The organism is Bisbaumannia pacifica (assembly GCF_007989625.1).
Lineage (GTDB): Bacteria > Pseudomonadota > Gammaproteobacteria > Pseudomonadales > Halomonadaceae > Bisbaumannia > Bisbaumannia pacifica.
On the sequence record NZ_BJUK01000035.1, the window covers coordinates 1 to 15,000 of the forward strand.

The 15,000-nt window shown below is 62.9% G+C and carries 24 protein-coding genes; 1 reads left to right on the forward strand and 23 read right to left on the reverse strand.

The features are described from left to right. A partial coding sequence (locus tag HPA02_RS13380) for a single-stranded DNA-binding protein (RefSeq protein ID WP_146803708.1) occupies nt 1-99 on the reverse strand: 99 nt, incomplete at its 3' end. 78 nt (nt 100-177) lie between these two features. Further along, complete coding sequence (locus HPA02_RS13385; protein ID WP_146803709.1) at nt 178-1,554, reverse strand: MFS transporter; 1,377 nt, start codon at nt 1,552-1,554, stop codon at nt 178-180. 216 nt (nt 1,555-1,770) lie between these two features. On the opposite strand from HPA02_RS13385, the gene uvrA reads away from it, so the two are divergent. Next, nucleotides 1,771-4,632: an excinuclease ABC subunit UvrA gene (gene uvrA / locus HPA02_RS13390; protein ID WP_146803710.1), complete on the forward strand. Its 2,862-nt coding sequence runs from the start codon at nt 1,771-1,773 to the stop codon at nt 4,630-4,632. A 159-nt stretch (nt 4,633-4,791) separates the two neighbouring features. Here the strand turns inward: uvrA and rplQ are convergent, their stop codons facing one another. From rplQ to rpsC, 21 genes are all read right to left on the reverse strand, one after another. Then, nucleotides 4,792-5,184: a 50S ribosomal protein L17 gene (gene rplQ, locus HPA02_RS13395; protein ID WP_146803711.1), complete on the reverse strand. Its 393-nt coding sequence runs from the start codon at nt 5,182-5,184 to the stop codon at nt 4,792-4,794. Between the two features lie 39 nt (nt 5,185-5,223). Continuing rightward, on the reverse strand, nt 5,224-6,222 hold the full coding sequence (locus tag HPA02_RS13400; RefSeq protein ID WP_146803712.1) for a DNA-directed RNA polymerase subunit alpha: 999 nt from the start codon (nt 6,220-6,222) through the stop codon (nt 5,224-5,226). Between the two features lie 75 nt (nt 6,223-6,297). Beyond that, complete coding sequence (gene rpsD, locus HPA02_RS13405; RefSeq protein WP_146803713.1) at nt 6,298-6,918, reverse strand: 30S ribosomal protein S4; 621 nt, start codon at nt 6,916-6,918, stop codon at nt 6,298-6,300. Nucleotides 6,919-6,930: 12 nt separating this feature from the next. Then, complete coding sequence (rpsK, locus tag HPA02_RS13410) at nt 6,931-7,317, reverse strand: 30S ribosomal protein S11 (protein ID WP_146803714.1); 387 nt, start codon at nt 7,315-7,317, stop codon at nt 6,931-6,933. Nucleotides 7,318-7,357: 40 nt separating this feature from the next. Next, a complete protein-coding gene (gene rpsM / locus HPA02_RS13415) occupies nt 7,358-7,714 on the reverse strand; it encodes a 30S ribosomal protein S13 (RefSeq protein ID WP_146803715.1) in 357 nt (118 codons plus the stop codon). A gap of 126 nt (nt 7,715-7,840) precedes the next feature. Beyond that, nucleotides 7,841-7,954: a 50S ribosomal protein L36 gene (rpmJ, locus tag HPA02_RS13420; protein WP_008959154.1), complete on the reverse strand. Its 114-nt coding sequence runs from the start codon at nt 7,952-7,954 to the stop codon at nt 7,841-7,843. 29 nt (nt 7,955-7,983) lie between these two features. Further along, a complete protein-coding gene (gene secY / locus HPA02_RS13425) occupies nt 7,984-9,315 on the reverse strand; it encodes a preprotein translocase subunit SecY (protein ID WP_146803716.1) in 1,332 nt (443 codons plus the stop codon). After that, on the reverse strand, nt 9,316-9,750 hold the full coding sequence (gene rplO, locus HPA02_RS13430) for a 50S ribosomal protein L15 (RefSeq protein WP_146803717.1): 435 nt from the start codon (nt 9,748-9,750) through the stop codon (nt 9,316-9,318). Between the two features lie 3 nt (nt 9,751-9,753). Next, the gene (gene rpmD / locus HPA02_RS13435; RefSeq protein WP_146803718.1) at nt 9,754-9,936 is read right to left on the reverse strand and encodes a 50S ribosomal protein L30; all 183 of its coding nucleotides are present in this window, start codon (nt 9,934-9,936) and stop codon (nt 9,754-9,756) included. Nucleotides 9,937-9,942: 6 nt separating this feature from the next. Next, nucleotides 9,943-10,443, reverse strand: a complete 501-nt coding sequence (gene rpsE, locus HPA02_RS13440) for a 30S ribosomal protein S5 (RefSeq protein ID WP_146803719.1) — start codon at nt 10,441-10,443, stop codon at nt 9,943-9,945. A 12-nt stretch (nt 10,444-10,455) separates the two neighbouring features. Next, nucleotides 10,456-10,806 carry a 50S ribosomal protein L18 gene (gene rplR / locus HPA02_RS13445; protein ID WP_146803720.1) on the reverse strand — a complete coding sequence of 117 codons (351 nt, stop codon included), beginning with the start codon at nt 10,804-10,806 and terminating at the stop codon, nt 10,456-10,458. Nucleotides 10,807-10,815: 9 nt separating this feature from the next. Next, a complete protein-coding gene (rplF, locus tag HPA02_RS13450; protein WP_146803721.1) occupies nt 10,816-11,346 on the reverse strand; it encodes a 50S ribosomal protein L6 in 531 nt (176 codons plus the stop codon). A gap of 9 nt (nt 11,347-11,355) precedes the next feature. After that, nucleotides 11,356-11,748, reverse strand: a complete 393-nt coding sequence (gene rpsH, locus HPA02_RS13455; protein WP_146803722.1) for a 30S ribosomal protein S8 — start codon at nt 11,746-11,748, stop codon at nt 11,356-11,358. 30 nt (nt 11,749-11,778) lie between these two features. Beyond that, nucleotides 11,779-12,084 carry a 30S ribosomal protein S14 gene (rpsN, locus tag HPA02_RS13460; protein ID WP_146803723.1) on the reverse strand — a complete coding sequence of 102 codons (306 nt, stop codon included), beginning with the start codon at nt 12,082-12,084 and terminating at the stop codon, nt 11,779-11,781. A gap of 10 nt (nt 12,085-12,094) precedes the next feature. Then, the gene (gene rplE / locus HPA02_RS13465) at nt 12,095-12,634 is read right to left on the reverse strand and encodes a 50S ribosomal protein L5 (RefSeq protein WP_146803724.1); all 540 of its coding nucleotides are present in this window, start codon (nt 12,632-12,634) and stop codon (nt 12,095-12,097) included. Between the two features lie 18 nt (nt 12,635-12,652). After that, entirely contained in the window at nt 12,653-12,967 is a 315-nt protein-coding gene (gene rplX, locus HPA02_RS13470) for a 50S ribosomal protein L24 (protein WP_146803725.1), read from the reverse strand. A 14-nt stretch (nt 12,968-12,981) separates the two neighbouring features. After that, entirely contained in the window at nt 12,982-13,353 is a 372-nt protein-coding gene (gene rplN, locus HPA02_RS13475) for a 50S ribosomal protein L14 (RefSeq protein ID WP_146803726.1), read from the reverse strand. Between the two features lie 55 nt (nt 13,354-13,408). Beyond that, complete coding sequence (gene rpsQ / locus HPA02_RS13480; protein WP_089659633.1) at nt 13,409-13,669, reverse strand: 30S ribosomal protein S17; 261 nt, start codon at nt 13,667-13,669, stop codon at nt 13,409-13,411. Nucleotide 13,670: 1 nt separating this feature from the next. After that, nucleotides 13,671-13,862, reverse strand: coding sequence for a 50S ribosomal protein L29 (gene rpmC, locus HPA02_RS13485; protein WP_146803727.1), 192 nt, complete (start codon nt 13,860-13,862; stop codon nt 13,671-13,673). Further along, the gene (rplP, locus tag HPA02_RS13490) at nt 13,862-14,275 is read right to left on the reverse strand and encodes a 50S ribosomal protein L16 (protein ID WP_146803728.1); all 414 of its coding nucleotides are present in this window, start codon (nt 14,273-14,275) and stop codon (nt 13,862-13,864) included. The genes rpmC and rplP overlap by 1 nt, the downstream gene beginning before the upstream one ends. Nucleotides 14,276-14,290: 15 nt before the next feature. After that, on the reverse strand, nt 14,291-14,989 hold the full coding sequence (gene rpsC, locus HPA02_RS13495; protein WP_146803729.1) for a 30S ribosomal protein S3: 699 nt from the start codon (nt 14,987-14,989) through the stop codon (nt 14,291-14,293). Nucleotides 14,990-15,000: the final 11 nt, after the last annotated feature.

The following is a 15,000-nucleotide window of genomic DNA, read 5'->3' on the forward strand; positions in this document are numbered from 1 at the left end:
ACGCAGGTTGGCCACCGGGTTACCGGAAGGCAGGAAACGCACCTCCGGGTCCTGTCCCAGATTGCCGATCAGGATGACCTTGTTGACACCACGGGCCATAGTTGACTCCTCGCTTGCGGGGCGCCCACGGGCACCCACCTCGGTTCGGGTAGGCTCCACCCCGGAGGGTGGAGTCGCTTACTCTTCTCGTTTCCCGGCCACTCGGGCCAGGGCCTCGCTGTCGAGCCGCTGGCGGTCCACCTTGAGATAGGCAACCCGCTCCTCCGGCACGACCAGTACGTCCTCGACGCCGGCCACTTCGGCCAGGCGCTCCATCAATGAATCCAGGGCGTCCTGGGGCTCGTCGCCCAGGGCCACCACCTCGCTGGAGAGGTGCGGTGGCGGCGCCATGCCGGCGATCACCCCCAGCCATAGCAGGCCAATCAGGGCCGCGCCATAGAAGACCGCCTCCAGCCCGCCCCACTGCACCAGGGCCCCGCCCAGGACGCCACCCAGGAAGGCCCCCAGGAACTGCCCGGTGGAGTAGACCCCCATGGCGGTGCCCTTGGCGCCGGCGGGCGCCAGCTTGCTGAGCATCGACGGCAGGGTCGCCTCGAGCAGGTTGAAGGCCACGAAGAAGCCCAATAGCCAGCCCAGCAGGCCCCAACGCCCCTCCCCTGCCAGGCCCAGCCCCAGACTGCATAGCCCCAGCCCGGCCACCGCCAGCAGGAACATCGTCTTCATGCGGCGACGCTTCTCGGCGATGATCACCAGCGGCACCATGCCGACGAAGGCCAGCCCCATGATGCCAAGATAGACCCACCCATGATGCTCGACCGCCAGGCCCGCGTCGAGCAGGCGCAGGGGGATCGCCACGAACAGTGCCATCAGCAGCAGGTGCAGGGCGAAGATGGAGAAGTCCAGGCGCAGCAGGTCGGCACGGCCCAGCACGCTACGCAGTTGGGCGCGGTCCAGCCCCACGTCGCGATGGCGGCGCTGAGGGGCCCGAGGCACCAGGCCCCAGAGCACCACCAGCCCCACGAGCGACAAGGCGGCGGTGACCCAGAAGATCGCCCCCAGGCCGAAGGCCGCGGCCAGCCAGGGGCCCAGTACCATGGCCACGGCGAAGGCCACGCCGATGGAGAGGCCGATGCTGGCCATGGCGGCGGTGCGCACCTCCTCCCGGGTCTGGTCGGCCAGCAGTGCCATGATGGCGGCGGCCACGGCGCCGCTGCCCTGCAGGCAGCGCCCCAGGATCACCAGGGCGATGCTCTCGGCGCTAGCCGCCACCAGGCTGCCGGCCAGGAACAACAGCATGCCGAAGGCGATCACCGGCTTGCGGCCCAGGCGATCGGAGAGCAGCCCGAAGGGAATCTGCAGGATGGCCTGGGTCAGGCCATAGCCGCCCAGGGCCAGGCCGATCAGCAGCGGCGTGGCCCCCTCCAGCTCGCCGGCATAGAGGGCCAGCACCGGCAGCACCATGAACAGGCCCAGCATGCGGGTGGCGTAGAGGCCGGAGAGGCCGACGATGGCACGGCGCTCGGTGGCGCGTAACAGGCGAGAGACCATGCGAATAGCGAATTCCAGGAAGCGGTAGCGACGGCAGGGCCGCCGTCGTGGAGGGCCATATTCTAGCGGCTCGCCCCCACCGGGGGAAAGCGCGAGGCCATACCCATCACACGGAAATAGCCAGGAGCGCTAACCGTCGATGCCGGCCCGGCGCAGGGCGGCTTTGCCGGGGCTTCGGGCCAGGCCGTATAATCGAGGTTTTGCACGCACCGCGAGGTGGTAATGGACAGGATCCTGGTGAGGGGCGCACGCACCCATAACCTCAAGCATATCGACGTCGACCTGCCCCGCGACAAGCTGATCGTGGTGACCGGCCTCTCCGGCTCCGGCAAGTCGTCGCTGGCCTTCGATACCCTCTACGCCGAGGGACAGCGCCGCTACGTGGAGTCCCTCTCCACCTATGCCCGGCAGTTCCTGTCGATGATGGAGAAGCCCGACGTCGACCATATCGAGGGGCTCTCCCCGGCGATCTCCATCGAACAGAAGTCCACCTCCCACAACCCGCGCTCCACCGTGGGCACCATCACCGAGATTTACGACTACCTGCGCCTGCTGTTCGCCCGCGCCGGCACCCCACGCTGCCCGGAGCATGGCGAGGCCCTGGAGGCCCAGACCATCTCGCAGATGGTCGATCAGGTGCTGGCCCTGCCCGAGGGCAGCAAGCTGATGCTGCTGGCCCCGGTGGTCTCCGGCCGCAAGGGCGAACACCTGCAGCTGCTGGCCGAACTGCGTGCCCAGGGCTTCGTGCGCGCCATGATCGACGGCCAGGTGCTGGAGCTGGACGACCTGGCGCCCCTGGACAAGAACAAGAAGCACGATATCAGCGTGGTGGTGGACCGTATCAAGGTGCGCGAGGGGCTAGCCCAGCGCCTCGCGGAATCCTTCGAGACCGCCCTCAACCTGGCCGACGGCGTGGCCATGGTGCACTTCATGGAGGGCGAGCGGGAGGATATCGCCTTCTCGGCGCGCTTCGCCTGTCCGGTGTGCGGCTACTCGATCTCCGAGCTCGAGCCGCGCATGTTCTCCTTCAACAACCCGGCCGGCGCCTGCTCGAGCTGCGATGGCCTCGGCGTGCAGCAGGTCTTCGACCCGGAGAAGCTGATCAGCCACCCGGAGTTGTCGCTCGCCGAGGGGGTGATCAAGGGCTGGGATCGCCGCAGCGTCTACTACTTCAACCAGCTCCAGGCGGTGGCCAACCACTACCGCTTCGAGCTGGAGACCCCCTGGCAGGAGCTGGCCCGCCACGAGCGCGAGGTCATCCTCCACGGCAGCGGTCATGATCCCATCGCCTTCGATTACGTCGGCGACCGCGGCCGCCGGGTGACTCGCGAGCATCCCTTCGAAGGGGTCCTGCCCAATATGCAGCGCCGCTACCGGGAGACCGAGTCGAACTCGGTGCGCGAAGAGCTGGCCCGCTATATCGCCGTCCAGCCCTGCCCGAGCTGCCACGGCTCGCGGCTGCGCAAGGAGGCCCGTCACGTCTATATCGACGAGCGCACCCTGCCGGAGATGGTGCGCCTGCCCATCGGCGAGGCCTGGGACTACTTCCGCCAGCTGACCCTGGAGGGACGCCGCGGCGAGATCGCCGTGAAGATCGTCAACGAGATCCACGCCCGCTTGGAGTTCCTGGTCAATGTGGGGCTCGACTACCTGACCCTGGAGCGCAGCGCCGAGACCCTCTCCGGCGGCGAGGCCCAGCGCATCCGCCTGGCCAGCCAGATCGGCGCCGGCCTGGTGGGCGTCATGTATATCCTCGACGAGCCCTCCATCGGCCTGCACCAGCGCGACAACGACCGCCTGCTCAAGACCCTGGAGCACCTGCGCGACCTGGGCAACACCGTGATCGTGGTGGAGCACGACGAGGATGCCATCCGCGCCGCCGACCATGTGCTGGATATCGGCCCCGGCGCTGGCGTCCACGGCGGGCGCATCGTTGCCCAGGGCACCCCGCACGAGGTGACCGCCAACCCCGACTCCCTGACCGGTCAGTACCTGGCCGGCACCCGGCGTATCGAGGTGCCGCCTTACCGGATTCCCGGCAACCCGCAGAAGGTGCTGCGCCTCACCGGCGCCACCGGCAACAACCTCCAGGAGGTCACCCTGGAGCTGCCCCTGGGGCTACTCATCTGCGTCACCGGGGTCTCCGGCTCCGGCAAGTCGACGCTGATCAACTCGACGCTGATGCCCATCGCCGCCCGGGAGCTCAATCACGCCACCACCCTGACCCCGGCGCCCTACGCCGGCATCGAGGGGCTCGATCAGCTCGACAAGGTGATCGATATCGACCAGAGCCCCATCGGCCGCACCCCGCGCTCCAACCCGGCCACCTATACCGGCATCTTCACGCCGATCCGCGAGCTCTTCGCCGGCACCCAGGAGGCCCGCTCCCGGGGCTACAAGCCGGGGCGCTTCAGCTTCAACGTCAAGGGCGGACGCTGCGAGGCGTGCCAGGGCGAGGGCATGATCAAGGTGGAGATGCACTTCCTGCCGGACATCTATGTGCCCTGCGACGTCTGCAAGGGCAAGCGCTACAACCGCGAGACCCTGGAGGTGCAGTACAAGGGCAAGTGCATCGACGAGGTGCTGGGCATGACCGTGGAGGAGGCCCTGGAATTCTTCTCGCCGGTGCCGGCCATCGCCCGCCGCCTGCAGACCCTGATGGACGTGGGGCTGTCCTATATCCGCCTGGGGCAGAGCGCCACCACCCTCTCCGGCGGCGAGGCCCAGCGGGTCAAGCTGGCCCGAGAGCTGGCCAAGCGCGACACCGGCAAGACCCTGTATATCCTCGACGAACCCACCACCGGGCTGCACTTCGAGGATATCCGCCAGTTGCTGACGGTGCTCCACCGGCTGCGCGACCACGGCAATACCATCGTGGTGATCGAGCACAACCTCGACGTGATCAAGACCGCCGACTGGCTGGTGGACCTGGGCCCCGAGGGCGGCTCCGGCGGCGGGCGTATCATCGCCGAGGGCACCCCGGAACGGGTCGCCGAGATGGAAGCCTCGCATACCGGGCGCTTCCTCAAGCCGCTGCTGGAGCGCGCCAAGGCCCAGAAAACCCAGCCGAAAGCCACAGCCTAACGGCAAGCCGGAAGCCGCCAAACTGATACCACCCCCGAGGCCAAGCCTCGCGGGTGGTATTGTCTTTCAGCGCCAAGCCCAAGATTTGAAGCCAAAAAAAAACCGGCCCCCGAAGGAAGCCGGTTTTTCTGTCATTGCCGGGCCGGGGCCCACCGGGGATCACTCCTCGGCGGCTTCCTCGACCTCCTCGACGACCGGACGGTCGACGAGTTCGACGATGGCCATGGGGGCGTTGTCGCCGGTGCGGAAACCGCACTTGAGGACACGGACATAACCGCCCGGACGCTCGACGTAACGCGGACCCAGCTCGTTGAAGAGCTTGCCGACCGCTTCCTTGGAGCGGGTGCGGCTGAAGGCCAGACGACGATTGGCAACGCTATCCTGCTTGGCCAGGGTGATCAGCGGCTCGATATGACGACGCAGTTCCTTGGCCTTGGGCAGGGTTGTCTTGATCACTTCGTGCTCGACCAGCGAAACGCACATGTTCTTGAACATGGCCTTGCGGTGCGAGCTCGTACGATTCAGGTGGCGACCACTCTTACGATGACGCATGGTTGTGATTCCTTACCAAACTGGGACTCGAGTCGACACTCACGCGGAGGCCTTGTCGTCCTTCAGACTGGCCGGCGGCCAGTTTTCCAGGCGCATGCCCAGGGACAGACCGCGTGCCGCCAACACGTCCTTGATCTCATTCAGGGACTTCTTGCCGAGATTCGGCGTCTTCAGCAGCTCCACTTCGGTACGCTGAATCAGATCACCGATGTAGTAGATGTTCTCGGCCTTCAGGCAGTTGGCACTGCGGACGGTCAACTCGAGATCGTCTACGGGGCGCAGCAGGATGGGATCGATCTGATCCTCTTCCTCTACCACTTCCTGTTCCTTATCGGCTTCCAGGTCGACGAACGCACTCAGCTGCTCTTGCAGGATGGTGGCGCTGCGACGGATCGCCTCTTCCGGATCCAGGGTGCCATCGGTTTCCAGATCGATGATCAGCTTATCGAGGTCGGTGCGCTGTTCGACACGCGCGGCCTCGACGGCATAGGAAACACGACGCACGGGGCTGAAGGTCGCATCCAGCTGCAGGCGACCGATGGCGCGTGACTCATCATCCGCACTCTCGCGAGCATCCGCCGGCTCGTAACCGCGTCCGCGGGCGACCTTGAGCTGCATTTTCAGCTCGGCGCCTTCGTTGACGTGGGCGATGACGTGCTCGGGATTGACGATCTCGACATCGTGATCGACGGCGATATCACCCGCGGTGATGACGGCCGGGCCCTGCTTGTTCAGCGAGAGCACCGCCTCATCGCGGCTATGCATCTTGATCGCCACGTCCTTCAGGTTGAGGAGGATCTCGATCACATCTTCCTGGACCCCTTCGATCGCGCTGTATTCATGCTCGACACCGGCGATCTCGGCTTCCACCACGGCACAGCCGGGCATGGACGAGAGCAGGATACGACGCAGCGCATTCCCCAGGGTATGGCCGAAGCCGCGCTCGAAGGGCTCGAGCACGATCTTCGCACGATGCGCGCTGATCTCTTCGACCTTGATATCGCGAGGACGGAGAAACTCTGTCACTGAACGCTGCATAAGAACACCTTTCAGGCTGCCAAACGGATACTCGAATTCGTTGACCGGGCGCCGTCAGGCACCCGGCGATGCGGCTTACTTCGAGTACAGCTCGACGATCAGGTTTTCGTTGATGTCGGCAGACAAGTCGCCGCGTTCAGGCAGAGCCTTGAAAGTGCCTTCCATCTTCTTGGAGTCGACGTCGATCCAGGCGATGTCACCGCGGTTGGCGGCGATGGACAGCGCACTCTGAATGCGCGCCTGGTTCTTGGCCTTCTCACGAACGGACACCACGTCACCGGGCTTGACCTGGTAGGAGGCCACGTTGACGGTACGGCCGTTCACGGCGATGGCCTTGTGGCTGACCAGCTGGCGCGATTCGGCGCGAGTGGAGCCAAAGCCCATGCGGTAGACGACGTTGTCCAGTCGGGATTCCAGCAGCTGCAGCAGCACTTCACCGGTCGCGCCCTTGCGGCGGGCGGCTTCCTTGTAGTAGCTGCGGAACTGCTTTTCGAGTACGCCGTACATGCGACGCACTTTCTGCTTCTCGCGAAGCTGCAAGCCGTAGTCGGAAAGACGCTGACGGCGCTGGCCATGCACACCCGGGATCTGCTCGGATTTGCATTTCTTCTCGAAGGGAGTGACACCGCTCTTCAGAAAGAGGTCGGTACCTTCACGACGAGACAGTTTGCACTTCGGTCCAATATAACGAGCCATGAGTCTGTCTCCTTAAACGCGGCGTTTCTTCGGCGGACGGCAGCCATTGTGGGGAATGGGCGTCACGTCGGTGATGCTCTGCACGCGGAAACCGGCGGCATTCAGTGCGCGCACGGCGGACTCACGGCCCGGACCGGGGCCTTTGACCAGCACGTCGACGTTCTTTACACCATACTCGGCTGCAGCGGTCGCTGCACGTTCGCTTGCCACTTGAGCAGCGAACGGGGTGCTCTTGCGAGAACCACGAAAACCCGAACCACCGGCAGTTGCCCAGGAGAGAGCATTGCCCTGGCGGTCTGTGATCGTCACGATCGTGTTGTTAAAAGAGGCATGGATGTGGGCAACCGCATCCACCACCTGCTTTTTCACCTTTTTACGGTTACTACGCGGGTTAGCCATGTTGATGTTTCTTCCTGTCTAAACGCCAGAACGTGCGTAATTATTTGCGAATCGGCTTACGCGGGCCCTTACGGGTACGCGCGTTAGTCTTGGTACGCTGACCACGCAGCGGAAGACTACGACGATGACGCAGACCACGATAGCAACCCAGGTCCATGAGACGCTTGATGTTCAGCGTCACATCACGACGAAGGTCACCTTCAACGGTGTACTTGCCGACTTCAGCACGCAGGGTGTCCAGCTCGTCGCTGGAGAGCTCCTGAATCTTGGTAGTCGGCGCGATGCCGGTCGCGGCACAGATGTCCTGTGCACGAGTGCGGCCAATCCCGAAGATATAGGTCAGCGAGATCGCCGCATGCTTGTTGTCCGGGATATTGACGCCTGCAATACGGGCCATCAGCTTTCTCCGAAATTTGAGCGGCTTGCTCGATTGGGTCTACTACAAAAGGCGCAATAGCATACCCCTTTACCCTCGAGAGGGCAAGGGGTATGCCGGCACCCGGTGAGTCGCAGCCGTCAGGGCTCAGCCCTGACGCTGCTTGTGCCGCGGCTCGCTGCAGATGACACGCACGGCGCCATTGCGACGAATGATCTTGCAGTTACGGCACATTTTCTTTACGGAAGCTCGAACTTTCATCGTTCTCTCCAATTCACGTACGGCGCGCCTTAGCGCATGATGCCGCCGCTACCGTAGCCTTTCAGGTTGGACTTCTTCATCACCGACTCGTACTGGTGCGACATGAGGTGTGACTGCACCTGAGCCATGAAGTCCATGATGACCACTACCACGATCAACAGCGAGGTACCGCCGAAGAAGAACGGCACGTTCCACGCCACGATCAGGAACTGGGGCATCAGGGAAACCGCAGTGATGTAGATGGCACCGAAGAAGGTCAGACGGGTCATGACCTTATCGATATAGCGAGCGGTCTGCTCGCCGGGCCGAATCCCCGGCAGGAAGGCTCCCGACTTCTTGAGGTTGTCGGCGACGTCCTTGGGGTTGAAGACCAGCGCTGTGTAGAAGAAGCAGAAGAATACCACCGCCGCGGCGAAAAGCAAGATGTACAGCGGCTGACCGGGCCCCAGGGCCAGGGAAGCCGACTGCAACCAGTCGAGCCCTTCCCCCGCGCTGACCCACTGCCCCAGCGACGCCGGGAACAACAGGATGCTGGAGGCGAAGATCGCCGGAATCACGCCGGCCATGTTCACCTTCAGGGGGAGGTAGCTGCTCTGGCCGGCGTACATCTTGTTGCCGACCTGGCGCCGCGGGTAGTTCACGGTGATGCGACGCTGACCGCGCTCGATAAACACCACGAAGGCCACGGTGGCCACGCCCAGCACCGTCAGGGCCAGCAGCGGCAGGACATTCCAGGCGCCTTCGTTACGGGCCAGCTCGAAGGCCTGCCCCACGGCGCCGGGCAGGCCCGCGACGATACCGGCGAAGATCAGCAGCGAGATGCCGTTGCCGATCCCCTTCTCGGTAATCTGCTCACCCAGCCACATCATGAACACCGCCCCGGCCACGAAGGTGGTCACGGCGGTGAAATAGAAGCTGAAGTCGGCAGTATAGGCGATGCCCTGCCCCGCCAGGCCGACGGACATGCCGACGGCCTGGACAAAGGCCAGCACCAGGGTGCCGTAGCGGGTGTACTGGCTGATCTTGCGGCGGCCGGCCTCGCCCTCCTTCTTGAGCTGCTCAAGATGGGGCGAGACCGCGGTCAGCAGCTGCATGATAATCGACGCCGAGATATAGGGCATGATGCCCAGGGCGAAGATGCTCATGCGCTCCAGGGCGCCACCCGAGAACATGTTGAACATGCCCAGGATGGTGCCCTGCTGCTCCCTGAACAAGGCAGCAAGCTGGTCAGGATTGATACCGGGCACGGGGATGTGGGCACCGATCCGGTACACCACGATGGCGAGGAGCACGAAGCGCAGACGCGCCCACAGTTCACTCAGACCGCTGCCCATCGCCGGCATGTTTCCTGACTTAGCCATTTAGTCCTCTACCTTGCCACCGGCGGCTTCGATCGCGGCACGGGCACCCTTGGTGACCTTGAGGCCGCGAACGGTGACCGCCTTGTTCAGTTCGCCGGAGAGGATCACCTTCGCGAATTGCGTGGCGTCCTTGAGCACGTTGGCCTGCTTCAGGGTCTCCAGAGTGACTTCCTCACCCGCGACCTTGGCCAGTTCGAAGAGGCGAACCTCTTCGGAGACCAGGGACTTCATGGAGGTGAAGCCAAACTTCGGCAGACGCCGCTGCAGCGGCATCTGACCGCCCTCGAAGCCGGGCTTGACGCTGCCGCCGCTACGAGACTTCTGGCCCTTGTGGCCGCGGCCACCGGTCTTGCCCAGACCGGAGCCGATGCCACGACCAACACGCTTTTCGGCGTGCTTGGAGCCCGGAGCCGGGCTCAGGCTATTGAGTTTCATGGATTACTCTCCCTCAACACGCACAAGGTAGTTAACCTTGTGGATCATGCCGCGAACGGCAGGGGTGTCTTCCAGTTCGACCGAGTGACCGATACGGCGCAGCCCGAGGCCCTTCATGGTGGCCTTGTGCTTGGGCAGGATGCCGATGGTGCTACGGACCTGGGTAACCTTGAGTGTCGCTGCCATGGTGTCTTACCCCGTGATCGCTTCGACAGACAGACCGCGCTTGGCGGCGATGTCTTCCGGCGACTGCATGGAGGCGAGACCCTTGACGGTCGCACGCACCACGTTCACCGGGTTAGTGGAGCCGTAGCACTTGGCCAGGACGTCATGGACGCCGGCCAGCTCGAGCACGGAGCGCATGGCGCCACCGGCGATGATACCGGTACCCTCGGAGGCCGGCTGCATGAACACCTTGGAGGCGCCATGACGAGCCTTGACCGGGTACTGCAGGGTATGACCAGCCAGGGTCACCTTGACCATGTTGCGGCGCGCCTGGTCCATGGCCTTCTGGATCGCGACCGGCACTTCACGCGCCTTGCCACGACCGAAGCCCACACGACCATTGCCATCGCCCACGACGGTCAGGGCGGTGAAACCGAAGATACGGCCACCCTTGACCACCTTGGCGACACGGTTGACCTGCACGAGCTTTTCCTGCAGATCGCCGTTTTGCTGTTCGTTCTTCGCCATCGTAAAAACCCTTTAGAAATCCAGGCCGCCTTCACGAGCGGCGTCGGCCAGAGCCTTGACGCGACCGTGATACTGGAAGCCAGCACGATCGAAGGCCACCTGGGTGATGCCTGCTTCCTTCGCGCGCTCGGCAATCAGCGCGCCGACCTTGGCGGCGGCGTCGGCATTACCGGTCGCACCCTCACGCAGGGACTTGTCCAGCGTAGAAGCGCTGGCCAGCACCTTACCACCATCCGGCGAGATGATCTGCGCGTAGATGTGGCGCGGAGTACGGTTGACGCACAGGCGATACACGCCCAGCTCGCGAATCTTGGCGCGAGCGCGGCGGGCACGACGGAGACGAGATTCTTTCTTCGCGTTCATAACCCTGCCTTACTTCTTCTTGGCTTCTTTGCGGCGGACCTGCTCGTCGCCGTACCGGATACCCTTGCCCTTATAGGGCTCGGGCGGACGGAAGGCGCGGATTTCCGCGGCAACCTGGCCGAGCTTCTGCTTGTCCGCGCTCTTCAGCACGACGGTGGTGTTCTTCGGCGTTTCCGCCGTCACACCTTCAGGCAGCGTGTAATCGACCGGGTGGGAGAAGCCCAGTGTCAGGTTAAGCGTCTGGCCCTTGGCCTGAGCCCGGTAACCGACGCCATTGATCTCGAGGGTCTTGGTGAAGCCCTCGGACACACCGGTAACCAGGTTCTGGACCAGTGCGCGGGTAGTACCGACCATTGCCCAGCTCTTGGCGGACTCGCTCGGCGCGAAGGTCACCTGGCCCTCTTCCTGGCCGATCACCACATCGGGGTGCACGGTCATGGAGAGGGTGCCCTGGCCACCCTTGACGCTCAGCTGGTCACCGTCGAGCTTGAACTCGACGCCAGCGGGCAATTTAACCGGATATTTGGCTACGCGTGACATTCCAAACTCCTAGAATACGGTGCAGAGGACTTCGCCACCGATACCAGCCTGACGCGCGGCACGGTCGGTCATCACACCCTTGGAGGTGGAAACGATCGCCACGCCCAGGCCGTCGGCGACCTTCGGCAGCTCGTCCTTGCCCTTGTACTGACGCAGGGACGGCTTGGACACCCGCTGGATGTGCTCGATGACCGGCTTGCCCTCGAAGTACTTGAGGGTGATGGTCAGCTCGGGCTTGGCACCTTCGGCGACGGCGAAGTCAGAGACATAACCCTCGTCCTTCAATACGCGGGCCAGCTCTACCTTGAGCTTGGAGGACGGCATGGTGACCGTCTCCTTGGTGGCCATCTGCGCATTGCGGATACGGGTGAACATATCCGCCAGCGTATCTTGCATGCTCATTACGTTGCGCTCCTGATGTTTCTACGTGGCTTACCAGCTGGACTTCTTGAGCCCAGGGACATCGCCACGCATGGCGGCTTCACGCAGCTTGTTACGGCCGAGGCCGAACTTGTTGTAGTAGCCGTGCGGACGGCCGGTGACGCGGCAGCGGTTACGCTGACGCACCGGGCTGGAGTCACGCGGCAGCTGCTGCAACTTCAGCGTGGCGTCGAAGCGCTCTTCATCGGAAGCGTTGACGTCGTTAATGATGGCCTTGAGAGCCGCGCGCTTCTCGGCGTACTTAGCAACGAGCTTGGTACGCTTGAGTTCGCGCTCAATCATGCTTTTCTTTGCCATGATCCCACCCTTATTTCTTGAACGGGAAGTTCAGCGCGCTGAGCAGCGCACGGCCTTCTTCATCGGTGTTGGCAGTGGTGGTGATGGTCACATCCAGGCCACGGACTTGATCGATCTTATCATACTCGATCTCCGGGAAGATGATCTGCTCACGCACCCCCATGGAGTAGTTGCCACGACCGTCGAAGGACTTCGGGTTGAGACCACGGAAGTCACGAACGCGGGGGATCGCGATGTTCACCAGGCGATCCAGGAAGTCCCACATGCGCTCACTACGCAGCGTGACCTTGATCCCGATCGGCCAGCCCTCACGCACCTTGAAGCCCGCGATGGACTTGCGCGCCTTAGTAATCACCGGCTTCTGACCGGAGAGTTTCTCCATGTCGCCGATGGCGTTTTCGATCAGCTTTTTATCGCTGGTCGCATCGCCGATGCCCATGTTCAGGGTCACTTTGGTGACTCGGGGCACCTGCATCACGTTGGCGTAGCTGAACTGCTCTTTGAGTTGAGCCACCACCTCGTTCTGATAACGTTCTTTCAAGTTCGCCATTTTGCTACCCGACTCGCGTTAGGCGTCGATCTGCGTCTGCGTCGACTTGTAGATACGTACCTTGGAACCGTCTTCCTTAACCTGGAAGCCGACGCGATCTGCCTTACCGGTCTCCTGGTTGAAGATGGCTACGTTGGACGCGTGAATCGGCGCCTCGCGCTCGACGATACCGCCCTGATTGCCAGCCATGGGATTCGGCTTGGTGTGACGCTTGATCATGTTCACACCGGACACCACGAAGCGGTTTTCGAGAACCCGCTTGACGGTGCCGCGCTTGCCCTTGTCCTTGCCAGCGATGACGATCACTTCATCGTCACGTTTGATCTTTTGCATGTCCGCCTCGCTCCTTACAGCACTTCGGGCGCCAGGGAAATGATCTTCATGAACTTCTCGGTACGAAGCTCACGAGTCACCGGCCCGAAGATACGAGTACCAATCGGCTGCTCGTTGGTGTTGTTCAACAGAACCGCCGCATTGCCGTCGAAGCGGATCAGCGAGCCGTCGGAACGGCGAACACCACTACGGGTGCGAACCACCACCGCCTTCAGCACCTGGCCCTTCTTGACCTTGCCACGCGGGATGGCTTCTTTCACCGTGACTTTGATGACGTCACCGACACGGGCATAGCGGCGATGTGAGCCACCCAGCACCTTGATGCACTGCACCCGGCGCGCCCCGCTGTTGTCGGCGACATCCAGCATTGTCTGAGTCTGAATCATCGGTTTTCTCCAAACCTAATCTGACTGCACTGGTTACGAAGTCGCTTGCCGAGCCTTAGCCCTTGGCCTGCTCGACCACTTCAACCAGCGTCCAGGCCTTTTTCTTGGACAGCGGACGGCTTTCCTGAATGGATACCGTATCCCCAGCCTTGGCCTGGTTCGCCTCATCATGGGCGTGCAGTTTGGTGGAGCGCTTCATGTACTTGCCATAGATCGGATGACGCTCACGGCGCTCGATCATGACGACGATGGACTTGTCCATCTTGTCGCTCACCACCTTGCCGGTGAGCGTACGGGCTTTCTTTTCTTCGGCCATCTCAATCACCTGCCTTCTCGTTGAGCACAGTCTTCACGCGGGCGATATCCCGACGGACCTGCTTGAGCAGATGAGTCTGGCTCAGTTGGCCGGTGGCCTTCTGCATGCGCAGGTTGAACTGCTCGCGGAGGAGATCGAGGAGCTGTGCGTTCAGCTCTTCGACTGACTTTTCACGAATTTCCTGGGCGTTCATCACATCACCGTCCGTTTCACAAAGGTGGTGGAGACCGGGAACTTCTGAGCGGCCAGGCGGAAGGCCTCACGAGCCAGCTCTTCAGAAACACCTTCAATCTCGTACAGGATCCGACCCGGCTGGATCTGGGCGACCCAGTACTCCACGGAGCCCTTACCCTTACCCATACGGACTTCGAGGGGCTTCTTGGAGATCGGCTTGTCCGGGAACACGCGGATCCAGATCTTGCCACCACGCTTCACGTGACGAGTGATGGCACGACGACCGGCTTCGATCTGACGCGCGGTCACGCGACCACGGCCGGTGGCTTTGAGGCCATACTCGCCGAAGCTGACCTTGCTACCGCGATGCGCCAGGCCACGGTTGCGGCCCTTCTGCATCTTGCGGAATTTCATGCGCTTAGGTTGTAACATCGACTCGCTCTCCCCTTACCTGGAACCTTTCTTCTTGGAGGGCGCGGCCTGCGGCTGTTTGGCCTTGGCGCGAACCTCTTCGATGCCCCCGAGGATTTCACCCTTGAAGACCCAGACCTTGACACCGATGATGCCGTAGGTGGTCTGCGCTTCGAAGGTGGCGTAGTCGATGTCCGCACGCAGGGTGTGCAGCGGAACCCGACCCTCGCGGTACCACTCGGTACGAGCGATCTCGGCGCCACCCAGGCGACCGGACAGCTGCACCTTGATACCACCGGCGCCGAGGCGCATGGCGTTCTGCACGGCGCGCTTCATGGCGCGACGGAACATCACGCGACGCTCCAGCTGGCCGGCGATGTTCTGGGCCACCAGCATGGCGTCCAGTTCCGGCTTGCGAACTTCCTCGATGTTGACGTGCACGGGCACGCCCATCATCGCGGTGACCTCGCGGCGCAGACGATCGACGTCTTCGCCCTTCTTACCAATCACGATGCCCGGACGGGCGGTGTGAATGGTGATACGAGCGTTGTTCGCGGGACGCTCGATGGTGATGCGGCTCACGGAGGCGTTCTTGAGACGCTCCTCCAGGAAGCTACGCACCTCGAGATCGTTATTCAGTTTATCGGCGTAGGCACCGCGCTCGGCGTACCAGACAGAGGTATGGTCTTTGACGATACCCAGCCGAATGCCTGTTGGATTGACTTTTTGACCCATCTGGTCGACTC